General features: G+C 43.2%; 22 protein-coding genes and 1 tRNA gene. 22 read left to right on the forward strand and 1 reads right to left on the reverse strand.

The genetic code is table 11. The annotated features are described in order from the left end of the window. The first annotated feature begins 20 nt into the window (after window positions 1–20). From H8S51_RS00935 to rsmI, 15 genes are all read left to right on the forward strand, one after another. The gene (locus tag H8S51_RS00935; RefSeq protein ID WP_157350674.1) at window positions 21–674 is read left to right on the forward strand and encodes an urea amidolyase associated protein UAAP2; all 654 of its coding nucleotides are present in this window, start codon (window positions 21–23) and stop codon (window positions 672–674) included. Between the two features lie 30 nt (window positions 675–704). Beyond that, entirely contained in the window at window positions 705–4,286 is a 3,582-nt protein-coding gene (uca, locus tag H8S51_RS00940; RefSeq protein WP_186900516.1) for an urea carboxylase, read from the forward strand. A gap of 16 nt (window positions 4,287–4,302) precedes the next feature. Then, entirely contained in the window at window positions 4,303–6,009 is a 1,707-nt protein-coding gene (locus tag H8S51_RS00945) for an allophanate hydrolase (protein WP_186900515.1), read from the forward strand. A gap of 62 nt (window positions 6,010–6,071) precedes the next feature. Then, window positions 6,072–6,434 (forward strand): P-II family nitrogen regulator, encoded by a 363-nt coding sequence (locus H8S51_RS00950; protein ID WP_186900514.1) that lies wholly within the window; start codon window positions 6,072–6,074, stop codon window positions 6,432–6,434. 15 nt (window positions 6,435–6,449) lie between these two features. Continuing rightward, complete coding sequence (locus H8S51_RS00955; RefSeq protein ID WP_006856601.1) at window positions 6,450–6,791, forward strand: P-II family nitrogen regulator; 342 nt, start codon at window positions 6,450–6,452, stop codon at window positions 6,789–6,791. Between the two features lie 30 nt (window positions 6,792–6,821). Further along, window positions 6,822–7,892 (forward strand): ABC transporter substrate-binding protein, encoded by a 1,071-nt coding sequence (locus tag H8S51_RS00960; RefSeq protein WP_186900513.1) that lies wholly within the window; start codon window positions 6,822–6,824, stop codon window positions 7,890–7,892. Next, window positions 7,892–8,674: an ABC transporter permease gene (locus H8S51_RS00965; protein WP_186900512.1), complete on the forward strand. Its 783-nt coding sequence runs from the start codon at window positions 7,892–7,894 to the stop codon at window positions 8,672–8,674. The genes H8S51_RS00960 and H8S51_RS00965 overlap by 1 nt, the downstream gene beginning before the upstream one ends. A gap of 27 nt (window positions 8,675–8,701) precedes the next feature. Then, window positions 8,702–9,535, forward strand: coding sequence for an ABC transporter ATP-binding protein (locus H8S51_RS00970; RefSeq protein WP_186900511.1), 834 nt, complete (start codon window positions 8,702–8,704; stop codon window positions 9,533–9,535). Then, entirely contained in the window at window positions 9,519–10,025 is a 507-nt protein-coding gene (locus H8S51_RS00975) for a MerR family transcriptional regulator (protein WP_241070992.1), read from the forward strand. Before H8S51_RS00970 ends, H8S51_RS00975 begins: the two co-directional genes overlap by 17 nt. Before the next feature lie 139 nt (window positions 10,026–10,164). Continuing rightward, a complete protein-coding gene (locus H8S51_RS00980; protein WP_186900509.1) occupies window positions 10,165–10,518 on the forward strand; it encodes a TnpV protein in 354 nt (117 codons plus the stop codon). A gap of 192 nt (window positions 10,519–10,710) precedes the next feature. Further along, entirely contained in the window at window positions 10,711–12,024 is a 1,314-nt protein-coding gene (locus H8S51_RS00985; RefSeq protein WP_022461260.1) for an ATP-binding protein, read from the forward strand. Window positions 12,025–12,136: 112 nt separating this feature from the next. Next, the gene (locus tag H8S51_RS00990; RefSeq protein WP_186900508.1) at window positions 12,137–13,984 is read left to right on the forward strand and encodes a DUF262 domain-containing protein; all 1,848 of its coding nucleotides are present in this window, start codon (window positions 12,137–12,139) and stop codon (window positions 13,982–13,984) included. Window positions 13,985–14,030: 46 nt separating this feature from the next. Then, window positions 14,031–14,180: a hypothetical protein gene (locus tag H8S51_RS00995; RefSeq protein WP_186900507.1), complete on the forward strand. Its 150-nt coding sequence runs from the start codon at window positions 14,031–14,033 to the stop codon at window positions 14,178–14,180. 136 nt (window positions 14,181–14,316) lie between these two features. Then, entirely contained in the window at window positions 14,317–15,642 is a 1,326-nt protein-coding gene (locus H8S51_RS01000) for an IS1380 family transposase (RefSeq protein ID WP_241070783.1), read from the forward strand. Window positions 15,643–16,001: 359 nt separating this feature from the next. After that, the gene (rsmI, locus tag H8S51_RS01005; protein WP_186900492.1) at window positions 16,002–16,847 is read left to right on the forward strand and encodes a 16S rRNA (cytidine(1402)-2'-O)-methyltransferase; all 846 of its coding nucleotides are present in this window, start codon (window positions 16,002–16,004) and stop codon (window positions 16,845–16,847) included. Between the two features lie 5 nt (window positions 16,848–16,852). Here rsmI and H8S51_RS01010 read toward each other — a convergent pair whose 3' ends face one another. Then, window positions 16,853–18,730: a DUF885 domain-containing protein gene (locus H8S51_RS01010; protein WP_241070828.1), complete on the reverse strand. Its 1,878-nt coding sequence runs from the start codon at window positions 18,728–18,730 to the stop codon at window positions 16,853–16,855. Window positions 18,731–18,876: 146 nt separating this feature from the next. On the opposite strand from H8S51_RS01010, the gene H8S51_RS01015 reads away from it, so the two are divergent. From H8S51_RS01015 to H8S51_RS01045, 7 genes are all read left to right on the forward strand, one after another. Further along, window positions 18,877–19,497, forward strand: coding sequence for a hypothetical protein (locus tag H8S51_RS01015; RefSeq protein WP_015521780.1), 621 nt, complete (start codon window positions 18,877–18,879; stop codon window positions 19,495–19,497). Window positions 19,498–19,588: 91 nt separating this feature from the next. Continuing rightward, complete coding sequence (locus H8S51_RS01020) at window positions 19,589–21,253, forward strand: two-component system response regulator (protein WP_015521781.1); 1,665 nt, start codon at window positions 19,589–19,591, stop codon at window positions 21,251–21,253. Window positions 21,254–21,305: 52 nt separating this feature from the next. Beyond that, entirely contained in the window at window positions 21,306–21,830 is a 525-nt protein-coding gene (locus H8S51_RS01025) for a spore maturation protein (protein ID WP_006856611.1), read from the forward strand. A 66-nt stretch (window positions 21,831–21,896) separates the two neighbouring features. Continuing rightward, window positions 21,897–21,970, forward strand: a tRNA-Met gene (locus tag H8S51_RS01030). Window positions 21,971–22,133: 163 nt separating this feature from the next. Further along, window positions 22,134–23,840 carry a methyl-accepting chemotaxis protein gene (locus H8S51_RS01035; RefSeq protein ID WP_186900493.1) on the forward strand — a complete coding sequence of 569 codons (1,707 nt, stop codon included), beginning with the start codon at window positions 22,134–22,136 and terminating at the stop codon, window positions 23,838–23,840. A gap of 2 nt (window positions 23,841–23,842) precedes the next feature. Then, on the forward strand, window positions 23,843–24,565 hold the full coding sequence (locus H8S51_RS01040; protein WP_015561138.1) for an NAD-dependent protein deacylase: 723 nt from the start codon (window positions 23,843–23,845) through the stop codon (window positions 24,563–24,565). Between the two features lie 41 nt (window positions 24,566–24,606). Further along, window positions 24,607–25,080, forward strand: a complete 474-nt coding sequence (locus H8S51_RS01045) for an LURP-one-related/scramblase family protein (RefSeq protein WP_055194607.1) — start codon at window positions 24,607–24,609, stop codon at window positions 25,078–25,080. Window positions 25,081–25,098 lie beyond the last annotated feature (18 nt).

Here is a 25,098-nt window from a genome sequence, read left to right on the forward strand (position 1 = left end):
TAGAAAACGGAGGTTAAGATATGTACGGATTTATAGAGAAAACAAGTGATTTAAAAGAAGAAAATGCAATTTATAACGAAGTCGTGGAAGCCGGGAAAGGCTGGATGCATGAACTGCTTCCGGGACAGTCCTTAAGAATTGTAGACATGGAAGGAAATCAGGCAGTCGATACCACATTTTATGACATGACCAACCCGGAGGATCATTACGGAGCAATCCCAACGATCGTGATGCAGAAAAATATCTATCTGACTACGGGTACGATCCTAAGAACTGAGTCAGGAAAGCCGTTGTTAGAGATCACGGCAGATCTGACCGGACGTCATGACACGATCGGCGGTGCATGTTCCGCACAGAGCAATACCGTAAGATATGCAAGAGAAAAAATTTACATGCACAATTGCAGAGACAGCTTTATGTTACAGCTTGCAGATGATACGCATGGTTTCATGAAACGTGACCTTGCCCCAAACATTAACTTTTTCATGAATGTTCCGGTGTCAAAGGATGGCGGTTCAAAATTCGATGACGGTGTTTCTGCACCGGGCAAATATGTGGAGATGAAGGCGTTAGAGCATACGATGGTGTTAGTCAGCAACTGTCCGCAGCTCAACAATCCATGTAATGCATACAACCCGACCCCGATTAAGATGCTGATCTGGGACGCAGAGTAAAAAATGTGAAAAAAGTTTGGAGGATTCCCTATGTTTGATAAAGTACTGATAGCAAATCGTGGAGCAATCGCAGTTCGAATTGAACGTACCTTAAAGAAAATGGGAATCGGCAGTGTTGCTGTATATTCTAAGGCGGATCAGGATAGTTTACATGTGGAACGTGCAGACGAGGCAGTATACATTGGCGATGGTACGGCAAAAGAGACATATCTCGATACAAAAAAAATCATAAAAGCTGCATTAGATACCGGTGCAAAAGCCATCCATCCGGGATACGGATTTTTGAGTGAGAATACAGATTTTGCGAAAGAATGTGAGGAGAACGGCATTAAGTTCATTGGACCGGATTCTGAACAGATCAAGTTATTCGGTTTGAAACATTCCGCAAGAGCACTTGCAGAGAAGGCAGATGTTCCACTGTTACCTGGAACAGGACTTTTGTCCGGAGTGGAAGAAGCAGTTACAGAGGCAGAAAAAATCGGATATCCGGTTATCTTAAAGAGCACCGCAGGCGGCGGTGGAATTGGAATGAGGATCTGTAACTCCACCGAAGAATTACGGCAGGCTTATGATGCAGTTTGTCATCTCGCTGCAGCAAACTTTAATGATGCCGGCGTATTTCTTGAAAAATATGTAACGCGTTCCCGCCATGTGGAAGTGCAGATTTTCGGCAACGAATACGGTGAGACAACAGCACTGGCAGAGAGAGACTGCTCGGTACAGAGAAGAAACCAGAAAGTTGTTGAGGAGAGTCCGGCACCGAATCTTTCGGATGAAGTCAGGGAAAAAATGTATGCGGCAGCAGAACGGCTTGCAAAGGAAGCTTCCTACAGAAGTGCCGGAACGGTTGAGTTTTTATACGATGATCAGACGGAAGGATTTTATTTCCTTGAGGTAAATACAAGACTTCAGGTAGAACATGGTATCACAGAGGAGGTACTTGGGATCGACCTTGTGGAGTGGATGGTCAAAGAGGCTGCTGGTGAGTTAAAAAATATAAAATCACTGGTACATAAGCCGCAGGGACATGCGATCGAGGTTCGTGTCTATGCTGAGGACTGCATTAACGGATTCCGCCCTGGCACAGGAAAGATCGATGCGGTTACATTTTCACCGGAAGCGCGTGTGGAGACCTGGATCCAGAAAGGTGTGGAGGTAACATCCCTTTATGATCCGATGCTTGCAAAACTGATCGTACATGGAAGTGACCGTGCCGATGCGATCGCAAAGATGGAACGTGTACTTAAAGATTCAAGAGTGTACGGAATTACCTCAAATATGCAGTATTTAGCAGCACTGTTAAAAACAGAAACCTATCAGACCGGTGCATTATTTACCGGAATGTTAAAAGATTTTATGCCACAGGAGCATGCAATCGAAGTACTTGACGGCGGAGTACAGACAACGGTTCAGGATTATCCGGGCATGATCGGTTACTGGTTTGTAGGAGTTCCACCATGTGGCCCAATGGATGCTTATAACTTCCGAATTGGAAACAGCATTCTTGGCAATGATGAGAGTGCACCGGGATTAGAGCTGACATTAAGAGGCGGCAGTTACCGTTTCCGTACAACCGTAAGTTTCTGTATCACAGGTGCAGATATGAAGGCAACCTTAGATGGAGTGGAGATCCCGATGTATCAGGTGGTACATGCATCCGCCATGCAGGTGCTGAAATTTAAAGACTGTAAAGTCGGAATGAGAACCTATCTCTTAGTGGCAGGCGGATTTGATATGCCAAAGATCATGGGCAGCAGTTCTACCTTTATTGATGGAAAATTCGGCGGACACAACGGACGTACCTTACGCACCGGAGATGTGCTTCGTTTACAGGAAAAATGTGTGATCGATTCGATCGATTCCATGCCGGAAAAATATCGTCCAAAACTGACGAATGAGTGGACGATCGGTGTGATCCCGGGGCCACAGCCGACACCGGAATATTTGAAACCGGAATACTTAAAGACCTTAACAGAATCTGAGTATGAGGTAAACTTTAACAGCGCGAGAACCGGTATCCGTTTAAATGGCCCGATCCCTCAGTGGGTACGGGAGGATGGCGGCGAGGCAGGACTTCATCCGTCAAACATTCACGACAATGCCTATGCGGTAGGTACCCTGGATCTGACCGGTGACCAGTCCATTTTACTTGGACCGGACGGTCCGAGCCTTGGCGGATTTGTATGTTCCGTGACAACGGCAAAAGGCGAGATGTGGAAATTAGGACAGCTTCATCCGGGCGATAAAGTTCACTTCAGGCTTCTTGATTTAGATCAGGCAAAGGAAATCCGGGAAGCGGAGGAAGCAAATCTTCGTCATGAATATCAAGAAGTTGTACTGCCGGAGCAAAAAGATCTTGATTATCATTACGCGATCCTCGCAGAGGAAACGGCAGCGGGAACAAAGATCGTTGCAAGACTTGATGGTGAAGATAATATTCTGGTGGAATACGGAGAGATGGAACTCGATATTGCGATCCGTTTCCGTGTTCACGTTCTAATGCAGGAGTTAAAGAAAAAAAATCTGCCGATTATTGACCTGACACCGGGCATCCGTTCCTTACAGGTACATTTTGATATCGAAAAGATTTCTCTTAAGGAAATGCTTGCAGCGGTACTTGAAACCAACCGCACATTACCGGAACTTTCCGATGTAACGGTTCCGTCAAGAATCATCTGGCTTCCGTTATCCTGGGATGATCCGCAGACACAGCTTGCAGCAAAACGTTATCAGCAGACGGTAAGACCAAATGCACCATGGTGTCCGAGCAACCCGGAATTTATCCGCAGGATCAATGGTTTAGACAGTATCGAAGATGTAAAGAAAATCGTATTTGATGCAGATTATCTGGTACTTGGACTTGGAGATGTATATCTCGGTGCTCCGGTTGCAACACCAGTCGATCCGAGACACCGTATGGTAACGACGAAATACAATCCGGCAAGACCGTGGACACCGGAAAATGCAGTTGGTATTGGCGGCGCCTATCTGTGTGTCTATGGTATGGAGGGCCCTGGCGGTTATCAGTTTGTCGGACGTACCATCCAGATGTGGAACCCACTCAAAGAGACAGAATACTTTAAGTCCGGAAAACCGTGGCTTTTGGATTTCTTTGACCAGATCCGTTTCTATCCGGTCAGTGCAGAGGAAATTTTAAAAGACAGAGAAGATTTTCTTCGTGGAAGATTCAAGATTAAGATAGAAGAGACAAGCTTCAATCTTGGAAAATATCAGGAGTTCTTAAAAGAGCATGAAGATACGATCCGTGTATTTAAAGACCATCAGGAAGCATCTTTTGAGGCTGAGCGGCAGATGTGGAAAGAAAAAGGACTCGATGAGTTTGATTCCGAGACACAGGATGCACCGGCAATCGTGGAAGAAACCGTACCGGACGGCTGTGAGGCAGCAAGAACCAATATTCCGGGAAGTGTATGGAAGGTATTAGTTGAGGACGGACAGAAGGTCAGAGAGGGGGACACTCTTGTGATCTTAGAGAGCATGAAAATGGAATTCCCGGTTACGGCAGAGTACAGCGGAACCATTGAAAAAGTATATTTAAAACCGGGCGAACAGGTAAATTCCGGACAGCTTGCGGCAAGTATCCGCGTGTAAAAGGAGAGTGATAAATATGAAATATTTCCCCAAAAAACTGACAATGACATGGATCAGAAACAGTTATAAAGAAGGATCACTTACCCCGGCGGAGCTTGCCGGCGAGATCGTGCGCCGGGCAGAAAAGTACAGGGATTATAATATCTGGATTGTCGCGCCGGATCTGAAACGGATGATGGGTTACATTGAAAAACTTCCAAAAGATATGGAATCGCTTCCATTATGGGGTATCCCGTTTGCAGTCAAGGACAACATTGATGTGGCGGGATCTCCTACGACAGCAGCGTGTCCGGATTATGCATATGATCCAAAAGAAGATGCAGCGGTTGTAAAAAAACTGATCGGGGCAGGCGCATTTCCGGTTGGGAAAACCAACTTAGACCAGTTTGCAACAGGTCTTGTCGGAACGAGAAGCCCTTATGGAGAAGTAAAAAACGCACTTGATCCAGAGCTGATCAGCGGTGGATCAAGTTCCGGTTCCGCAGTCTCTGTGGCACTTGGAATGGCAGCGTTCTCACTGGGAACAGATACCGCAGGTTCCGGCCGTGTACCGGCAGCATTAAACTGTCTGGTGGGCTACAAGCCGTCTCTCGGTGCCTGGTCGACCAAAGGAGTGGTTCCGGCATGCGCAAGCCTTGACTGTGTCACCGTGTTTGCAAACAGCTTGGAAGATGCAGAGAAAGTCAACCTTGCGGCACGCGGCGTGGATGAAGAGTGCTGCTGGTCAAGGGCGTACAAAGAGCCACTGCCAAAACTTCCGAAAAAAATCTGTCTGGCAAAAGACGGTGTGACATTTTACGGACCATATGCAGATATTTACAAAGCAAAATGGGAACAGGCGAAAAAGCGGATCGAGGATATGGGAATTACCGTGGAATATATCGATTACACGATGTTTTCAAAGGCAGCATCCATTCTTTATGACGGACCCTGGGTGGCAGAGCGCTGGAAAGATCTCGGTGATTTCGTGGAGAGCCACCCGGGAAAAGTATTTCCGGTAACAGAAACAGTTTTAAGGTCAGGCGATAAACCGGAGCACACGGCAAGAAAAGTATTCGAGGCGATGCACCAGTTACAGGAATACCGGATGCGGGCAAGACACATTTTAAAAGACGCCGTTCTCATCATGCCGACGGCGGGCGGTACATTTAAAAGAGATGATGTCAGAAAAGATCCGATTTCCACAAACAGTCAGATGGGACTTTATACAAATCACTGTAACCTGCTTGACATGTGTGCCATAGCAGTGCCGGAAAATACGGCAGATACAGGCATTCCGTTTGGAATTACCATTTTCTCATTATCCGATCAGGAGGGCGAGATCCTTGGCACGGCGGAACAGTTTTTAAAGACACAGAGTATCCCGTTTGCGGTATGCGGACTGCATAAAAAAGGATTTCCATTGGAAAGCCAGCTGACAGAGCTTGGGGCTTCCTATCGGGAAAGTGTAAACACCGCACCACATTACAGGATGTACCGTCTGGATACGGTACCGGAGAAACCGGGCATGGTGTATGACGATAAAAAAGGCGCTGCGATCGCAGTTGATATCTATGAACTGCCGGTTGTGAGTGTCGGAGCATTTTTAGGTCAGATCAGGAAACCACTCTGTATCGGGGATGTGGAATTATCCGATGGCAGGATTGTAAAAGGATTTCTGTGTGAGGAATACGGGCTGGCAAACGCAAAGGAGATCACTGATATCGGGAAGTACGAAGTGTAACAATAAAGACGTAATAACAAACATGTAATGATAAAAGGCATAAATAAGGAATGAAGTAGCTAATGAACAATAAGCAGGAAGAAATGGAGGATACAAATATGAAGATGATAAAAGCGATCGTCAGACCGGAAAAATCAGAGGATGTACTTGATGCACTGCTTGCAGGCGGTTTTGCAGCAGCAACCAAAATGAGCGTGCTTGGACGTGGAAAACAGAAAGGTTTAAAAGTAGGTGACACCTATTATGATGAAATCCCCAAAGAACTGATCATGCTTGTTGTGGAAGATGGGGACGTGGATAAGGTGCTGAAAGTAATTGTTGAAAACGCGAGAGTGGATAAAAACGGAACCTACGGAGATGGAAAAATTTTTGTCAGCGATGTGGAGCGTGCAATCACGATCAGCAGTGGAAAAGACGAGTTATAGGACGGAGGTGCCGCGATGAAAGAGGTAATGATTATATTAAGACCGAAAATGTATTTTCCGACGAAAGATGCCTTAGACCAGGCAGGATTTCATTCCATGACGATCCGTGAAATCATCGGAAGAGGAAAATGCCCGGTACATTACGATTATGATGAGGGGGCACCGGTAAAACACAGACTGGTCGCAAAAAGAATGATCGATATGTTTGTCAGGGATGAAGATTTACAGAAACTGATCGACACGGTTGTGGAGGTTAATAAGACGAATCATGCCGGAGACGGAAAAATTTTTGTACTTCCGGTTAATGATGCGATCCGCGTAAGAACCGGAGAAAAAGGAATCGAAGCGATCATGTAAGCGCAGTAAGAGGAAGAGGAGGACAACCGTATGAAAAAAATTAAGAGAAGTATCAGTATTCTGCTTATTGCAATGATGGCACTTGCCATGTTAGGAGGATGTGGAAATAACAGCACATTAGGAAACAGTACAGCAAATGGTGATAGTGCAAAAGCGACGGAAAAGACTGCAGATGCAGGTAAGGCAAAAGGAACAGAAAGCAATCCGTTCATCCTTGGTGTCAGCCCGATGTCCGGCTGGTATGCATGGTACGGCGTGAAGGACACCGGTATTTTTGAACAGAATGGTGTCTATGTTGACCTCCAGTTTTTCCCGGTATATAGCGATTCACTGACTGCATTTTATTCCGGACAGGTGGATGGTATCTGTATTGCAGCTTCCGATGCGGTAGCGCCGGTCAATGAGGGTGTGGATTTTAAAGTTGTTTTAGTCAATGATAATTCCTACGGTGCAGATGGTATCGTGGTACAGGATGGAATTAACAGTATTGAAGATTTAAAGGGTAAGACAGTTGCAACTGAGGTTGGTACCTTAGAGCATATGTTTTTGCTGAAAATATTAGAAGAAAACAATATGACGGTCGATGATGTCAACTTTGTCAATATGACGATCAACGATGCAGGGCCGGCATTCATTGCGGGAAGTATTGATGCAGCAGTGCTCTGGGAGCCGACACTTTCCACAGCGATCAATGCAGGTGGAAAACTTTTGTACAGAACAAAGGAAGAGCCTGGTTTGATCCCGGATACACTTGCGGTCAGACAGGAAGTGTTGGATTCAAGTTCCGATGCGGTACAGAAAATCGTCGATTCCTGGTTTGATGGTGTTGAAAAATTAAATGCAAGAGATGATGAGTTCATTCAGGCAATCTGCGACGGTGCAGAGCTTACCAGAGATGATTATATGACCATGTTAGACGGGGTTACTATTTTTGATAAGGCAAAGAATGAAGAAACTTTTAAAGACGGTGATGATTACACCTATCTTTCTTATACGTTACAGAAATCGGCTGAGTTCCTGTTATCAACTAAGATGATCGATGAGATCCCGGATGATTTAAGCTCTATTTTGGATGATACCTACATTAAGGGGGCAGAATAATGATTCGAATTAAGATAAGAAAGGAAATCGACAGGAAAAAATATCTATTGTTTGCAATACTTTCATTCGTCTTTGTGCTTGCTGCGTGGCTGATTGCAAGTGAGAGTGGTGCGATCAAGGAAATTTTTCTTCCGAAACCACAAAATGTGGTGCGCTTCTATATAGAGTCCATCAAGGATGGCAGCCTGCTTGAAAACACAGGAATCAGTATTTACCGGATCACCCTTGGTTTTGTATATGCGGTTCTTTTAGGTGTCCCGATCGGTATTTTAGTTGGAACATTCAAAAAGGCAGAAGCATTTATCCGCCCACTGTGTGAGTTTGTCCGTTATATGCCGGTTCCGGCATTTGTACCTCTTATCATGGTATGGGTGGGAATCGAGGAAAGTGCAAAGATCACGGTCATTTTTATCGGTACATTTTTCCAGCTGGTATTAATGGTTGCGGATGATGCGCTTGCGGTACCGGATGATCTGATCAATGCCGGTTATACGTTAGGTTCAAACACTCCAAAGACGATCTTTAAGATCCTGATTCCGGCAATGATGCCAAGGCTGATGGAAACACTGCGAATGATGATCGGCTGGGCGTGGACCTATTTGGTCAGCGCCGAACTGGTAGCTGCCAATACAGGACTTGGATACACAATCTTAAAATCGCAGCGTTTCTTAAAGACGGACGCTATTTTTGCCAACATTATTTTGATCGGTCTGCTTGGACTGATTACGGACCGCATTTTTGCATTTTTAAATAAAAAACTGTTTCCGTGGGCGGCTGCGTAAACCGTTAGAAAGGTAAGGTTTTAGCATATGGGATTTTTTAAGAAAAAAAAGAATATACTTCCGCCTGCGGAAGATCATATAGAGGCAAATCTTGCAAACAGTACCGTTTATGTCAGAGATCTGCAGAAAATATATCCGTCTGCCAAAGGCGATGTCCAGGCGATGAAAGATGTGAATATCAATGTCATGGAAAATGAATTTGTATCGATCGTAGGACCGTCCGGCTGTGGTAAATCCACTCTTTTGCGTATGATCGGCGGTCTTGACACTGCGACATCGGGAAAGATCGTCATTCAGGATCGTGACATCATAGGCCCTGGAGCGGACCGTGGCATGGTATTCCAGTCCTATACACTTTTTCCGTGGATGACAGTCGGAGATAACATTAAGTTCGGGTTAAAACTGCGGAAAATGCCGACGGACCAGCAGGAAGAGATTCTGAATAAATATTTAAAGATCATCAAACTGGAAAAATTCCGTGACAGTTATCCAAGGGAGCTTTCCGGTGGTATGAAACAGAGGGTTGCGATCGCAAGAGCACTGGCAAACAGCCCGGAGGTACTGCTTATGGATGAACCGTTCTCCGCCTTAGACCCGCAGACCAAAGCGGACATGCAGCTTTTAATGCGCCAGATCTGGCAGGAGGAAAAGCCGACTGTTATTTTTGTCACACACGATATAGAGGAGGCAGTCTTTTTATCCAGCAAAATTTATGTGCTGACCCAGAGACCGGGAACCGTAAAGGCAGAGGTTCCGGTATTGCTGCCGTATGATCGTGATCTGTCACTTAAAGATACGGATGAGTTCATTGAACTCCGCAGGAAGGTGAATCAATTAATTGAACATGAAAGCTTATCTTAGTATAACGCAGCTTGGGAAGATCAAGCACATTACAACAGAAACATTGCGGCATTATGACCGTATCGGTCTGTTTACTCCGGGGTATATTGATCCGGACACCAGATACCGGTATTACTCCTTAGATCAGATTGAACAGATCGATACGATATTAGAGCTGCGGGACATGGGTATGAGTCTTGGGGACATTCGCACATTTATGGAAAACAGAGATGTTGCAATGTCCCTGAAACTGCTTTCGGAGAAAGAAACCGAACTGGAAAAAGAAATTGCCGTAAAACGCAGACTGCTTAAAAATATCCGGGAAAAAAGATGCTACATTGAGCAGATGCAAAAAGAAGAAGCTGCCGGTGTACCACAGGAGTGGAAAATCTGTCATTTAAAAGAGAGCATATATGTTGTCTCGAAAGTATATCGGACAGAGATGGAAGAGTATCTTTTGGATGTGACAATGTTAAAACAAAATCTGAGCGATGACGGCAGCTTCCAATAAGACAGCATGAGAACATTACTGACATAGGGTAGCTGCCGTACAGGGTGCGACAAGAAAAATTGGCGATACTTGGTTTTAACAACTAGGTATCGCTTTTTTCATCACTAATATATTTATTCAACTTTAGTAGGAGGCGTACATGATGCAAGAATTGAACTATATTCGTTGTGGAGATTACTTCATACCTGATATTAAATTACAAGAGGAAACAAGATCTATTGGTCGATGGGGACGGATACACAGAGAATATTTGAGAGAATCCAATCCCATCCGCTTTGATGACCTTTGCTTGACCGGGGAGCTATGGACATATCTCGCTGATTTGAATGAGCAGGCACAGAACCGTCTGGAACTTATTATTGAGCAATTGAAGGCTTCTGAGGGCGTGACAGGGGAGTTAAAAGCAACTAACCAAATGGCATGGGTCGGAGCTATGAACAGTATTCGTAATCGAGCAGAAGGAATCATCAAATGTGAATTGATTTATTGCTAACTAAATAAAGTTACACGCAAGCGGTGCTCGGTAAACCTACCAAGCATCGCTTGTATTTTAATATTTGTCAGAATATTGTGAAACTTATCAACTTTAATCGCTGTAAAAATGTATTTAACAGACTAAAAATCGTTGTAATTTTTGTGACTGTGTGATACACTATACTTACACTATGATGACGGAGGTGCATGTATGTACCGAATTGCTATTGAAAAGCTATTAAAATGGAAACAAAGTAAACGCCGCAAACCCTTAATTATTGAAGGGGCACGTCAAGTTGGCAAGACCTGGCTAATGAAAGAATTCGGCAAGCAGGCGTATACAGATGCCATATATATCAATTTTGACTCTAATTCCAGAATGGCAGAGTTATTTGCTTCTGACTTGGATACTGACCGCTTAATTATGGGATTAGAGTTGTATGCTGGTCGCAAAATTGATCCAGACAATTCTTTATTGATTTTTGATGAAGTACAGGAAGTTCCGAGAGCGCTGGCATCTCTTAAGTATTTTTATGAAAACGCCCCGCAGTACCACATTGTATGTGCCGGTTCTTTGCTTGGTATCGCTTTGCATCAAGGCACATCTTTTCCCGTTGGCAAGGTAGATTTCTTAAAGCTTTATCCTCTTTCGTTCAAAGAGTTTTTGATGGCAACCGATAAGGAACGTTTTGCCGAACTTCTTGATAAGCAAGACTTTGGGATGATTACATGCTTTAAGCAAACATATATCGATTCCTTAAAGCAATACTACTTTGTCGGTGGTATGCCTGAAGCTGTGCAAAGCTTCGCAGAGAACAAAGACTTTAACGAGGTCCGTGAAATTCAAAAGCGAATCCTTGCAGCCTACGAACAAGACTTCTCTAAACATGCTCCAAATGAGATTGTACCAAGACTTCGTATGTTGTGGAACAGTATTCCTTCTCAGTTAGCCAAAGAAAACAAAAAATTCATTTACGGGCTTGTCCGTGAAGGTGCCCGTGCGAAAGACTATGAAACCGCAATTATGTGGCTCAGTGATTGCGGTCTCGTTCATAAGGTCAGCCGTGTAAATGCAACGGGCATCCCGCTACGGGCGTATGAGGACTTAAAAGCATTTAAGTTATTTTTGGTAGATGTGGGATTGCTCGGATGCATGACGGGGCTTCGTCAACGTACTTTGCTTGATGGGAACGATCTTTTTGTCGAATTCAAAGGCGCTCTTACTGAACAGTATGTTTGTCAGCAATTAAAAACCATCGAAGATTTAGGTATTTATTATTATACCAACGATAGGGGTTCTTGTGAGGTTGACTTTGTTATTGATACAGGTGAGCAAATTATTCCGGTTGAAGTGAAGGCAGAAGTTAACCTTAGAGCAAAGAGCTTGAAAACATATCAGGAGAAGTTTTCACCTGATATATCTGTTCGTACTTCGATGGCAGATTTCAAAAAGGAAGATTGGCTTATAAATTTGCCGCTCTATGCAATTGAGAAGATTGATAAAACAATAGATGAGCTAAGTTAAATGTTATTCTCATTACAGCGCCAAGCTGAGTAATGTGTGACAATGGATAAATATTATTGTTAGACGAACGGTAGCTCAATGAAATATTTAGAACGGTTATGGAGGCCTGATTATGGCAAAGAATATTGAACCCAAACTTAAAAAGATTGGTGATTATCTGAAACTCGAAGAAGATACTGTTTTTACCATACCGGAATACCAGCGTGCGTATTCTTGGGGCATTGATAATTGTGATAAGCTTTGGCAAGACATCAATGACTTTGTTGAAAGCGAAAGCAAGGATAGATACTTCTTCGGAACAATTATTATCAACTGTCAGGATAATGACACAAAGTATGGACTTATTGACGGTCAGCAGAGAACTACCACATTTTTGTTGTTATTAAAAGCTTTGCTGGTCAGAATCAATATTGCAATTGAGAGGACCGCAAGTGACGAGGACTCTGCAAGCCTTTGTCGTGGTTTACAGGAACGCAGAAGAAGAATAATGGGTATTCTGTACAAAGCAGAAACAGAAGATATTTCAGACAAGCCCGATGCAGCTAAAGATGCTGAAATATGCCGTCGTGGAATCATCCTTGAGAATTTTTCTATAAACGAGCAATACAAGACAGAATTGTCAACAATTCTTCAAGCTACGGATTACGCTTCAGCAGAAGCAAGAGTAATTAAAATCAAATACAAGCAAAAAGATAACAGATATACTAACTTTTTTAGGAATTTCAAATTCTTCTATGGAAAGATAAGTGAACTGTCAGATTCTCAATTGAACAGTATTGCAAAATCCATTACGGACAACTGTGAAGTAATTGAAATTAAAAGTTGGCAAGTTGAGCAAGCTATCACTATGTTTAATTCTCTCAACTCTGATGGGCTTCCTCTTTACGACTCGGATATCATCTCTGCGAAACTATATGCGGAAGCAGAAAAAAGAGGAAAAGAAAAAGAGTTTGCGGATTTGTGGAAACAGTTGAACAACTGCATAAACGAATTGGAAAGCACTCGTATAGCAGATATCAATTCGATCTTGATGCAGTATATGTATTACATACGAACGGTTAACAAAGAAACGATAAGTGAAACAGGTGCAATCAATGTGACTACACCTGGCTTGAGAAGGTATTTTACTGAGATTAATAAAATGCCAATTACTGATCCTATCGGTATGTGTTCTGATATGGTTAAACTGGCTAAGGTTTGGAAAAAGGTTTCTGAATATCCTCAAATGAAAGTTCTGCTAAAGTTCAACGAGAACACAAAACTGTTCTTGGCAAGCTACTTCTTTAGATTCGATGAGGATAATATTACAGAAGAACTTGTTGAACCGATTCTTGAGTGCTTGCTTCGTCTGTTTTCTCTTCTCGAACTTGTCGATGTTGGTTATTCCAGTAAATATTTTAAGACATTTTTGTTTGGGGCAGAAGTCAAGCTCGTTAGTAAAAGCACCACTGTCGATGCAATCACACAGGATTTTAATGAACATATCCGTTCTAATTGGGATAAAGAAACTATTTGGGCAGCTTTACATGACTATGATGGCAATGTGCTGGTATATCTGAACGAGTTTCTTTTTGCAAAAGAAAAAGGTCTGAGTTTTACACTTGGAACAAAATATGACATTGAACACATTATGCCATATAGCGGCAACAACCTTCAGGAAATTAGAAAAGATGCCGAGATTGACAGTGAAGAAGAATTCTACGACGTCGTAAACAAATTAGGCAACAAGATTCTTCTTGAAGAAAAGATTAATCGAGCAATCGGAAACGAATGGTTTAGAACTAAGGTTTCAACTAAACTCGAGAACAAGACAGGATATATCGATAGCAAATATCCTATAGCTCGTGCCTTGGTTTCCAAATATCAGAGTGCTAATAAGCCTTATTGGAAGAAAGATGATATTATGAGCGCCACTGACAAAGCAAGTGATAGAATCGTTAGGTTTATCTTTGGCGAGTAATTTTACTTTCTATCAGAGCTTAAAATTCCAGATAAGGAGAATGAAAATGTTTGATATCAATGATATAGCTAAAACAGCATTTGAACCAGTGCTGTTTACGCCGTTACAAAGAGCCCAAAAAGATGGATATATTAACATTACAGGTGTTGACGGCAAAAAGAAAATTGAGCCTATATTATTCACGGCACAGCCGTGAAAGTGGCTGAAAACCACATAGTTTCTATATTTTAACTGAATATTGCTTTTCACCTATCAGATGAATGAAAAAAGAGCATCCATTTGTGGTAAAATTAAGGTGTCGAATCTTAAAAAATAACCCAAAGGAGCCCTTTATGAGTATTGTAAACACCTTAGCCTTAGAAAGCAATAGACAGATAAAAATAAATTTTGATGGAGGAGATCTCTCCTCCGATGCAGGTCTGCTTCTTATCAAAGAATTCATAAGCAAGCTTGGTATTGATAAGCTTTTAGACAAAACTTTCAAGACCAATGATCCTGCATTATTCAGATATCACACGGATCAGAAAAATCTGCTCCAGATGATATATATGATCATTGCCGGTTATTTCGAAGATGATGCTTCCGATGAACTGACCAATGATCCGGTATTCAAGTCTGTACTTGAAAAAGATGCGCTTGCATCACAGCCTACGGTATCGAGATTCTTTAACCGTATGGATGAAGATACCTTAAACCAGTTCCTTGCGATTGCCAGAGTGCTTCGGAAGAAAATTTACAGTATTCAGATGCCATCGGCTGTTATTCTGGATCTGGATTCCACCCTTCTTGATGCATACGGCAGACAGGAAGGCAGAGCCTTTAACTTTCATTATCAAAGCAATGGTTATCATCCGCTTGTCTGTTATGACGGAATGACTGGAGATCTGATAAAAGTACAGCTTCGTGATGGAACACAGTATTCCTGTACAGGAGTGGTTGACTTCCTGCAGCCGATACTGGATGAATACCAGAATGATTATCCTGCAATCCGTATTCTGCTTCGTGGTGATAGTGGTTTTGCGACTCCTGATCTTTATAAGCAGTGTGAAGAAAACGGCACAAGCTATGTGATCCGGCTGAAGGAGAATGGTCTTCTCCGTGAAAAAGCATCCTATTTTGTGGATGAACTTAATGAAATCACCAGAAATAACAAAGTGGATTATGCGGTAGTTTATGGTGAATTCATGTACAAAGCAAAGTCATGGCCTTATGAAAGGCGTGTGGTATGCAAGGTTGAAAAGCCGGAAAACCAGATGGTTTACATGTACACATTTGTTGTCACAAACATGGATTCCGCACCAGAGTATCTTATCAAATTTTACTGCAAGCGAGGTCTGATGGAAAACTTTATCAAAGAAAGCAAATCCGGTTTTGATTTTGCTTCCGTAAGCAGTCATACCAGAATCGTAAATGCAAACAGACTTCAGGTACACGCTCTTGCGTATAACATATTTAATTGGTTTAGACGATTGGCGTTATCAGCAAACATGCGAAAACAACGCATAGATACCGTCCGTTTAAAACTGCTGAAGATTGCTGCAAAAGTAATTCGTTCAGCAAGATATATCACATTCAAGCTGTGTAGCAGCTGCCCTTATAAGAATGAATTCTATGAGACACTTTCAAATATCGGTAAGCTGAATGTACAGCTGGAATAGCAACTATTAACGAACCTTGACAGCTTAATAACCGCTCAGGACTCTGCTACAGGGATTTTATACCCTTTTTGGAGATTGGTTGAGCGATGTTTAGGCTACATGGGTCAATTTGGGGATTCATGGTACAGTTATCAGTTCAGATACTGTTCTGTGAATAATTCAGGTTAAATATATCTCTGCAGCAGGCGGATAAATATTTCGAGCTGTACGGAAAAAATAGCATAAATTAATACAATTCGTACTGTGTACATCAGGACAGGATTTTCTTGTCAATTCCTCACGGCAGCCTTATAATGTGCTAATAGATAGAAGTTGTGTCGAAACAAAAACCACTTTTAAAAACAGAAACGGAGACTGGCATGTCAGGAAAATTATATTTATGTGCAACGCCGATCGGCAATCTTGAGGATATCACCTACCGGGTGCTTCGCACATTAAAGGAAGTGGATCTGATCGCAGCGGAAGATACCAGAAATTCCATTAAGCTGTTGAATCATTTTGAGATCAAAACGCCGATGACGAGTTATCATGAATACAATAAGATAGAAAAAGCATATCAGCTTGCAGATAAGCTGCGGGAAGGAAAAAACATTGCGCTGATCACGGATGCGGGTACGCCGGGAATTTCCGATCCGGGCGAAGATTTAGTGCGCATCTGTTATGAGGAAGGAATTGAAGTGACATCCCTGCCGGGGGCAGCGGCGTGTATTACGGCACTTACGATGTCCGGGCTTCCGACAAGGCGTTTTGCGTTCGAGGCATTTCTGCCGCGGGAGAAAAAAGAGCGGGCTGCTATTCTGCAGGAGTTAAAGGATGAAACACGCACGATCATTATTTATGAGGCGCCGCATCATCTTGTAAAAACATTAGAAGAACTGTATGATACGCTCGGAGACCGGCAGATATCCATCTGCCGGGAACTCACGAAGCGCTATGAAGAAAAAATGCGCACGACTCTGTCAGAAAGTCTTGCCTACTATGAGGAGAACGAACCCCGCGGGGAGTATGTGCTCGTGATTCATGGAAAAACCTTCGAGGAACTTGCCGAGGAGGCAAGAAAGTCCTGGGAGGATATGTCGTTAGAGGAACATATGCAGGTATATGAAAGCCAGGGGATACCGCACAAAGAGGCGATGAAACTGGTGGCAAAAGACCGCGGCATGAGCAAACGGGATGTATATCAGGCACTGCTGAAGGAAGAGTAGATTCGTCACTTCTGGTAAAAATCTTTCAGATAATCCTTTACGATTTGAAACGGTGCCGGGCCGATCGAAAGCACTGCCTGATGAAATGAGATTTCATTATAATCACTGCCAAAGATTTCCTTTGCATAGTCCTTTAATTCCAGAAACTGCAGATAACCCACATAATAACGGAGATAATTTGCCGGTTCTGATATGATATAGCGGTAAATCTCTGCAATGGTGTCCGGATCGCTGATCCCGTAATCGTTCCAGAATTTTATCGTATCGGCAAGCGACCAGCCGTCATAATGGATGCCGATATCGGTCGAGGCATAAAGGCTTAAAAGGGCAGACTGGTTTAAGGCGAGAAGCGTTGCGGCATCCTCCCTCAGCCCGGCATAATGATAGGACATCATCTCCACATAGGTCGCCCAGCCTTCCACATATCCCGGATAGTTTAAAATACTGCGTATCGCCGGCAGTCCGGACTGATAGGACATGATCGTCTGATACAGGTGGCCGGGAAAACCCTCGTGGGCGAGCGTTGTGAAATACCGCATGGTGGATGCATCCGTTTTTGCATTGATATAGATTGAATTGGCATTGTAATCATCAATTGGTGCAGTGATATAATAAGCCGGTGCAAGATAATCTTCCATACATTCCTCAATAGGACTGACGGTGTAAGAAACATCCGGAGCCTTTGGAAAATCTGCCTGCATCTGTTCTTTCAACTGTTCTAAAACAGAGGCGGGTTCTGCATAGGAAAGAGAAGCTTTCTGTGCATCCTTCCAGAGAGAGGGATTTGAATCCGTCAGGGCGGCGGCTTCGCTTAGATCAGAAAGTCTTTTCTGACCGATCATAGTCTGTATATCCGCAATCGAATCCGCACAGCCGGTATTTTCGTAGACGAGATATTCGTAATAATCTCTGCCGTGTTTCAGATAACAGAGCCCTTTTTCATTTTTTCCGCTGCCAAGCAGGCTGGTTAAGGAAGATGCCAGTGAAGTATAGGCAGGGAAAATCACTTCTTTTACAATCTTTTCATTTTGTTTTTTATAGGCGGTCTTCTGTTCATCTGACAGATCCTTAAAAGCATCCACTTTTTTATTGAAAGTTAAGATCAGATAATGATCGTCCCCATCGTCTGCAAAACGGGAACACTGTTCGATCACACTTTTACAGATGGCATCGGACATAAAGAGCCCGGCGGCAGCTTTTTGCTTTTCAAAAGCAATGATCTGGTCAAAATGGGAACTGGTCAGGGGCAGCAGTTTCAGGTAAGTTTTGATGTCATCTTCGGAGGAAAAACGATACTCTTCATAAAGTACTGGAAGCTGTGCCTGAGTGCCGGAGGAAGGGGTTAAGTATTCTTCATAAAGTGAAAAATCAGTCCCCTTTTGCTCCATGGCAAGGTAATCCGACAAAATATCGTAAGTCAGCTGCCGGGTTTTGGACAGTTTTTCGCGGTCAAAACGTTTTAGGGCGGCAGTCGTGTTTTCCAGGGCTGCACGGTTTTCCTTTGATGCCTGACTGGAAATACTGCCAAGTGAAATTGGAACTTCTGTGATTCCGTAAGATTCCGGGGAGGAGAGGGAAAAATGAAGGTTTATGGTATTCTGGGCAGCCTCCGAGCGGAAAAGCTGCAATAAAAACTCGTCAAAGGCATTCGCGGATGAGCTGTCTGTGCGTTGATTGTCATTATCAGTGGATTCAGAAGAAACGGAATCTGCCTGATCCGGTTCATATCCGGAAGAGATACGGGCAGACTGATCCGGAGCATGCCTGGAGAAAGCGCATCCGTCTGAGAAAACTGTGGGGAAAACGACCAGCAAAATGAGAAAAAGTGTGGATATCCGGCTTAAGCGTGGAAATTTGTGAAAAATATCAGAAAACCATATCAAGATAAAATACCTCAGTTCAAAAATCCAGGTGTTAGTGATATATATGTTGACATTTAGAAAAAATAACTGAAAAAGTTCTATATGAATAATGGTACATATATGGCGATATATAGAAATAAAATAAAAGAAAAACCGGAGAGGTACATATGAATTATCTCTGGGCATTTATGATCTTGACAGGCGTTGTATTTGCCGCATTTCACGGCACACTTCCGGCGGTTACGCAGGCAGCGCTTGACTCGGCAAAAGAGGCGGTAACACTCTGTATTACCATGATGGGAGTGATGTCTTTCTGGGTTGGACTGATGAAAATCGCTGAAAAAACAGGTATCATTGCAGGATTGTCAAGGCGTCTTGCGCCGGTGCTGCATTTTCTGTTCCCGGATATTCCAAAAGATCATCCGGCAAATAAATATATTGCCACCAATATGATTGCAAATATATTCGGACTGGGATGGGCAGCAACACCAGCCGGATTAAAAGCGATGGAGGCGCTGGCGGAATTAGAAAAAGAGCGTGGAAAGAAAGCATTTTCAGATGGCACAGTAAAAAAAGGGGAGCGGACCGCCAGCAACGAGATGTGTGATTTTTTGATCATCAATATTTCATCCCTTCAGATCATACCGGTAAACATTATTGCCTACCGCAGCCAGTATGGAAGTGTGAATCCGGCGCAGATCGTCGGTCCGGCACTGATCGCAACGACATGCAGTACACTGACTGCGATTATTTTTTGTAAAATCAGACAAAATATTTATAAAATCTGACAAATAATTCGTTGTACTATTTGATAAAAGACATTATAATGAGAATAGATTTATGTGTAAGACAAATCCTCAGAGAAAGTGAGGGATACCAATGAAAAAAAATAAGATCTTGATTGTAGATGATAATAAGCTCAACAGGCAGTCCCTGGCTGATATTTTCCGTAAAGCTTATCAGATCGTAGAGTCAGAAGACGGGAAAAAGGCACTGGAGTATCTGAAAAAGGATAAAGGACTTTCGGTAGCGGCAATTATACTGGATCTTATTATGCCTGTAATGGATGGATTTGCTTTCCTGGAGGAATTCAAAAAACACAGTGAATATAAGTATATTCCGATCGTCATTGCGACAACGGAAGACAATGTAGAAAATGAAAAACGCTGTCTGGAGTATGGGGTATGGGATTTTATACCGAAGTCATTCCACCGGGAGATCATCTGGTTTCGTGTCATGAATGCCATCAAAAGGAGCAAACAGCACTTTTTAGAGTATGATTCCCTGACAGGAATTTATAACCGTCAGATGTTTTACCAGAAGACGAGGGAGATGCTGGATGACAGTAAGGATCAGACATTTGCATTTATCCGGCTGGATATTGACCGGTTTAAAATGATCAATTCTTTCTATGGTGCGGCAGAAGGAGACCGTCTGTTAAGATGTATGGCGCACAATATCTGCGGTGTACTCAGCGCATATAAGACGTATACTTATGGCAGATTAAATTCCGATGTTTTTGGAATCTGTGTTGCGGTAGAAAAAGAACAGGATGCACTGCTGATCGCCCAGAAGATCCGGGAACAGGTGAAGAAAAACGGGGAGCTGCGCTGTTATCTTGAGACGTCGGCGGGATGTTATATCATCCGGGACAAGGAGATGGAGGTATCGGCAATCTATGAGCATGCTGTAATTGCGGCACAGGAATGCAAGGGGCAGTATATGCATCATGAGGCACTCTACACGGAACAGATGGGAAAAGAGATGCAGCGGGAGCAGCAGATCATAAACGAAATGGATACGGCACTTGAGGAAAAACAGTTTGTCGTTTATTTTCAGCCGAAGTATGAGTTAGATGGTTATACGCCGCGTGGCGCGGAAGCACTTGTACGCTGGAAAAAACCGGATGGGACGATGGTTTCACCGGGAGAGTTTATACCTGTTTTCGAGAAAAACGGTTTTATTATAAAACTTGATTATTATGTGTGGGATCAGGTCTGCCAGCTTATTGCCACGGCGTTAAGAGCAGGACGTAAGCCGGATCCGATCTCTGTGAATGTTTCCCGTGTCAACCTTTATAATCCAAATTTTTTAGAGTCACTGGTCAATCTTGTGGAAAAATACCGGATACCACCGGAGTACCTGCACTTAGAACTGACGGAGAGTGTTTTTTCCGATACGGAAAATGTCATCTTAAATGCGGTGAATTATCTGCACAAGGCAGGATTTACAATTCTGATGGATGATTTTGGAAGCGGATATTCATCTTTGAACGTGTTAAAGGACATTGATCTGGATGTGCTGAAAATTGATATGAAGTTTCTTTCCAAAGGCAAAGATGATGGGCGCGGAGAAAAGATCTTAGCGGCAGTTATCCAGATGGCAAAAGCGCTGGATATGCCGGTCATTGCAGAAGGCGTTGAAGAAAAGAAACAGGTACAGATGCTCAAGAGACTTGGCTGTAATTATATTCAGGGATATTATTTCGCAAAACCAATGCCACAGGAGGATTATGAACGTCTGGCGCGAAAATCGCATGAATAATGTGAATCGCTGATACATATAATAAACTAACAGCAGCTTCGGGAAGTGTCCTATGCAGATAATGATGTTTTTATCCGATATCATGATACCACTTCTGATTTTTTTGATTATCGGATATGGGCTGTTGTGCAGGCACAATATCTACGAAGAGTTTATCGAGGGAGCGAAAGACGGATTTGAAACAGTCATAGGGATCATGCCAACACTGATCGGACTGATGGTTGCTGTTGGAATCCTGCGTGCGTCCGGATTTCTGGAATGTTTTTCAAATGTATGTGCTATTTTCACAGAAAAGATCGGATTCCCGTCCGAACTGCTTCCGCTTGCTGTTGTGAAAATGTTTTCATCTTCGGCGGCAACAGGATTACTTTTAGACATTTATAAGGAGTATGGAACAGATTCGCTTTTAGGGCGTATGGCATCGATCATGCTAGGAAGTACGGAGACGATTTTTTACACGATGTCTGTTTATTTCATGAGTGTAAAGATTAAAAAAAGCCGGTATACGCTTGCCGGGGCATTGGCTGCAACGGCAGCAGGAATGGCTGCGAGCGTAGTGCTGGCAGGAATGATTTGACAAAAAGAAAAAAAGGTCTATAATAATGTTATGTAAACGAACAGGGCATTTGTTCTGTTGCAATATCGCGGGATGGAGCAGTCTGGAAGCTCGTCGGGCTCATAACCCGAAGGTCACAGGTTCAAATCCTGTTCCCGCAACTAAAAAACAGTAGTTTAGAGCTGCAGAAAGCAGATTGCTAGACTACTGTTTTTTGATGATAAAATTTAGCAGTATCGTAGGTGGCAAACCTTGAAAATGCATCGAAAATATACTAGAATTATGCATGATAAAGGTATATTACAAAAGGGAAGGTGAACGGTTATGCAAAAGCTGAAAGACATGAAGATAAAAAAGCGGTTAAATACCGGATTTAAAATGGTAACAGGCATTGCGACGATCGCAGCAGTGCTTGGAATTATTGCAATGCTGGTCGCGTCTGGCCGATATGAATATGCGATGACTAATTATGGATTCTCGCAGGGAGATATCGGTAAGGCAATGGTTACATTTTCAGAGACGAGAAGCGCCCTGCGTGCTGTTGTTGGATATGATGAGGAGGACATGATCGAGGCACAGGTATCGCTGCATGATCAGAAAAAGGAAGCCTTTGAAACATATCTGAAAGACATAGAAAGTACCATGGTTTTCCCACAGGCAAAAGAGGCATATAATACGTTAGTTACGGATCTGGACGGCTATTGGGATATTGATGCAGAAGTTTTAGAGCTTGCAACATCATCTTCGGATGATGGTTATTTAAAAGCACAGGAAATCGACACCGGTGAACTCTCACCACAGTATGACAAAATTTATCAGGATCTGGCAACACTGATGGATCTGAATGTACAAAAGGGTGATGCATCAAAGGCATCATTACATAATATGGAGCTCATATTTATGATCGTGATCATAGCGGTGATCGTGGTCTGTATTGTGATTTCCATCCGTATCGGAAATACGATAGCTGTAGATATAGAAAAGCCTCTGACAGCTTTGGCAGAACGTCTGAAATCATTTGCAGAAGGTGATCTTGACAGCCCGTTCCCGGAGAGCGAGGCAGATGACGAGATCAAAGAGATGATCTTAGAAGCAGAACAGATGGCGCATAATCTGAACCTGATCATTACGGATGCAGGGGAGTTGTTAGGAGAAATGGCGGCTGGTAATTATGCTGTCGGAACCAGGAACGAAGATAAATATGTCGGAAAATTCGTAGCCTTAAAAGATGCCATGAAAAAGATGAACCGTCAGATGAACAGTACGTTACAGCAGGTTGAAGATGCTTCAAAACAGGTTTCTGCTGGTTCTGAAAATCTGGCAGAATCTGCACAGGCACTGGCAGAAGGGGCAACAGACCAGGCAGGTTCCGTGGAAGAACTGACGGCAACGATCACGAACATTACGGACAATGTCAATGCCACGGCAGAAAAGCTTGAGGCATCGCACCAGAAAGCAAGCCAGTATGCAAAGCAGGCAGATAACAGCCGCGAACAGATGACGGCTTTGACGGATGCTATGGGACGGATCAATGAGACATCAACCAAAATCGAAAATATTATTTCTGATATCGAAGATATTGCAAGCCAGACGAATCTGTTATCCTTAAATGCAGCGATCGAAGCTGCCCGTGCAGGGGAAGCGGGAAAAGGATTTGCGGTTGTTGCGGACCAGATCAGGAAACTGGCAGAGCAGAGTGCGCAGTCAGCAGTTGATACCCGCCAGCTGATCGAAGGTTCCCTGCAGGAGATCGCAGAGGGGAATAAGGCGGCAGAAAGCGCTTCTGCGGCATTAGAGGAAGTAGTTGAAGGAATCAAAGAGATCGCTGAGGAATCAAAGATGTTAAGCGAACAGTCGGCAGAGCAGGCAAGAGCGATGGAACAGGCAGAATCAGGGGTAAACCAGATCTCAGAGGTGGTTCAGTCAAATTCTGCAGCAGCACAGGAATCATCTGCAACCAGTGAGGAGCTGTCTGCACAGGCAGTGTCTTTAAATGAACTGGTGGGACAGTTTGTCCTGAGAAAGGATTGATCATGTCAAATATAGAAAAGTTCTTAGAAATGGTACAGGAGTCAGATAATATTGTATTTTTCGGGGGAGCAGGCGTTTCTACCGAAAGTGGCATCCCTGATTTCAGGAGTGTGGATGGACTCTATAATCAAAAATATGATTATCCACCGGAGACGATATTAAGTCATACCTTTTATATGAGACATACAGAAGAATTTTACCGTTTTTACCGTGATAAGATGCTATGCCTTGATGCAAAACCAAATGTGACACACCAGAAACTTGCAGAGTTAGAGGCTGCGGGCAAGGTAAAGGCCGTCATCACACAGAACATTGACGGACTGCATCAGATGGCAGGAAGCAGGCATGTTTTAGAGCTGCATGGCAGCGTGCATCGCAATTACTGTCAGAAGTGTGGAAAAGGATTTGATGCGGAATATATTTTAAAATCCGGTACAGAGATTCCTCTGTGTGATGCGTGTGGAGGTAAGATCAAACCGGATGTGGTGCTTTATGAAGAGGGATTGAACCAGCAGACCTTAGAGGATGCTGTATTTTATATCAGCCATGCAGATGTGCTTATCATTGGTGGAACTTCGCTGGCAGTATATCCGGCTGCAGGATTGATCGACTATTACCGGGGAAACAAGCTGGTGCTTATCAATAAATCTACAACACCGATGGATGGCAGAGCAGATCTTTTAATCCAGGCAGGGCTTGGTGAGGTGTTTTCACAGATCCGGTAAACAGAGCAAGTACTATTTTAAACGTCTAAAAAGGAGAATGTATGCGTTTACTGATAAAACAGAGAGTGTTTTCATGGTCAGATACTTATGATGTCTATGATGAGGAGGGCAATGTACGGTATTTTGTCAGGGCAGAGGTGTTTGCACTTGGACATCAGATCCATGTCTATGATGCGGCACATGTTGAGGTTGGAATGATCCGTCAGAAGCTGTTTAATCTTCTTCCGGTCTTTGAAATTGAAACAGGTGGGATCAAAAGAGGACAGATCGAAAAACAGTTTACCCTGTTCCGGCCGAAATATGATATTGATTTTAATGGATGGCGTGTGGAGGGAGATTTCCTTGGCTGGGATTATGATGTATATTCCGGCTGCAGTTCCATTATTCATATTTCAAAACAATTACTCCACTGGGGTGATACGTATGTGATCGATTTTACCAATCCGGGCGATGAACTGCTTGGAATGATGCTTGTGATCGCAATTGATGCAGCAAATTGCTCGCAGAATAAATAGTATAGGAGAATAGAGAGG

Origin of the sequence: Roseburia rectibacter (assembly GCF_014287515.2) — a bacterium.
In the GTDB taxonomy this organism is placed as follows: domain Bacteria; phylum Bacillota; class Clostridia; order Lachnospirales; family Lachnospiraceae; genus Roseburia; species Roseburia rectibacter.

Excerpts from the sequence above, each read along its gene's own strand:
- H8S51_RS00935 (WP_157350674.1), top strand. The coding sequence starts at position 21 with ATGTACGGATTTATAGAGAAAACAAGTGATTTAAAAGAAGAAAATGCA.
- uca (WP_186900516.1), top strand. The coding sequence starts at position 705 with ATGTTTGATAAAGTACTGATAGCAAATCGTGGAGCAATCGCAGTTCGA.
- H8S51_RS00945 (WP_186900515.1), top strand. The coding sequence starts at position 4,303 with ATGAAATATTTCCCCAAAAAACTGACAATGACATGGATCAGAAACAGT.
- H8S51_RS00950 (WP_186900514.1), top strand. The coding sequence starts at position 6,072 with ATGAACAATAAGCAGGAAGAAATGGAGGATACAAATATGAAGATGATA.
- H8S51_RS00955 (WP_006856601.1), top strand. The coding sequence starts at position 6,450 with ATGAAAGAGGTAATGATTATATTAAGACCGAAAATGTATTTTCCGACG.
- H8S51_RS00960 (WP_186900513.1), top strand. The coding sequence starts at position 6,822 with ATGAAAAAAATTAAGAGAAGTATCAGTATTCTGCTTATTGCAATGATG.
- H8S51_RS00965 (WP_186900512.1), top strand. The coding sequence starts at position 7,892 with ATGATTCGAATTAAGATAAGAAAGGAAATCGACAGGAAAAAATATCTA.
- H8S51_RS00970 (WP_186900511.1), top strand. The coding sequence starts at position 8,702 with ATGGGATTTTTTAAGAAAAAAAAGAATATACTTCCGCCTGCGGAAGAT.
- H8S51_RS00975 (WP_241070992.1), top strand. The coding sequence starts at position 9,519 with ATGAAAGCTTATCTTAGTATAACGCAGCTTGGGAAGATCAAGCACATT.
- H8S51_RS00980 (WP_186900509.1), top strand. The coding sequence starts at position 10,165 with ATGATGCAAGAATTGAACTATATTCGTTGTGGAGATTACTTCATACCT.
- H8S51_RS00985 (WP_022461260.1), top strand. The coding sequence starts at position 10,711 with ATGTACCGAATTGCTATTGAAAAGCTATTAAAATGGAAACAAAGTAAA.
- H8S51_RS00990 (WP_186900508.1), top strand. The coding sequence starts at position 12,137 with ATGGCAAAGAATATTGAACCCAAACTTAAAAAGATTGGTGATTATCTG.
- H8S51_RS00995 (WP_186900507.1), top strand. The coding sequence starts at position 14,031 with ATGTTTGATATCAATGATATAGCTAAAACAGCATTTGAACCAGTGCTG.
- H8S51_RS01000 (WP_241070783.1), top strand. The coding sequence starts at position 14,317 with ATGAGTATTGTAAACACCTTAGCCTTAGAAAGCAATAGACAGATAAAA.
- rsmI (WP_186900492.1), top strand. The coding sequence starts at position 16,002 with ATGTCAGGAAAATTATATTTATGTGCAACGCCGATCGGCAATCTTGAG.
- H8S51_RS01015 (WP_015521780.1), top strand. The coding sequence starts at position 18,877 with ATGAATTATCTCTGGGCATTTATGATCTTGACAGGCGTTGTATTTGCC.
- H8S51_RS01020 (WP_015521781.1), top strand. The coding sequence starts at position 19,589 with ATGAAAAAAAATAAGATCTTGATTGTAGATGATAATAAGCTCAACAGG.
- H8S51_RS01025 (WP_006856611.1), top strand. The coding sequence starts at position 21,306 with ATGCAGATAATGATGTTTTTATCCGATATCATGATACCACTTCTGATT.
- H8S51_RS01035 (WP_186900493.1), top strand. The coding sequence starts at position 22,134 with ATGCAAAAGCTGAAAGACATGAAGATAAAAAAGCGGTTAAATACCGGA.
- H8S51_RS01040 (WP_015561138.1), top strand. The coding sequence starts at position 23,843 with ATGTCAAATATAGAAAAGTTCTTAGAAATGGTACAGGAGTCAGATAAT.
- H8S51_RS01045 (WP_055194607.1), top strand. The coding sequence starts at position 24,607 with ATGCGTTTACTGATAAAACAGAGAGTGTTTTCATGGTCAGATACTTAT.